Genomic DNA, 287 nt, shown 5'->3' on the forward strand with positions numbered 1-287 from the left:
CAAGCCTACAAATGGGACAGCAAAAGCTACGGCATAGGCGCACAAATCCTCGCCGGCCTCAACGTCAAAAAACTGCGTGTCCTCGGCCAGCCGTCATCCTTCACCGGCCTCACCGGCTTCGGCCTCGAAGTCGTCGGCTTTGAAGAAGCTGAAAAATAATCTTGCTTGATTATCTCTCAAAGCAAATGAAACAAAAGGCCGTCTGAAAGTTTTCAGACGGCCTGAGACCTTTGCAAAATTCCCCAAAATCCCCTAAATTCCTACTAAGCCATTTAGGGGATTTCCAT

At 48.8% G+C, this 287-nt stretch carries 1 pseudogene; it reads left to right on the plus strand.

The features are described 5' to 3' along the window. Nucleotides 1-159 (plus strand): annotated as a pseudogene (locus tag ACTHSP_RS23680) (bifunctional 3,4-dihydroxy-2-butanone-4-phosphate synthase/GTP cyclohydrolase II); the annotation flags it as partial. Between the last annotated feature and the right edge of the window lie 128 nt (nt 160-287).

The sequence above is a fragment of the Neisseria sp. P0001.S005 genome, from assembly GCF_051963715.1.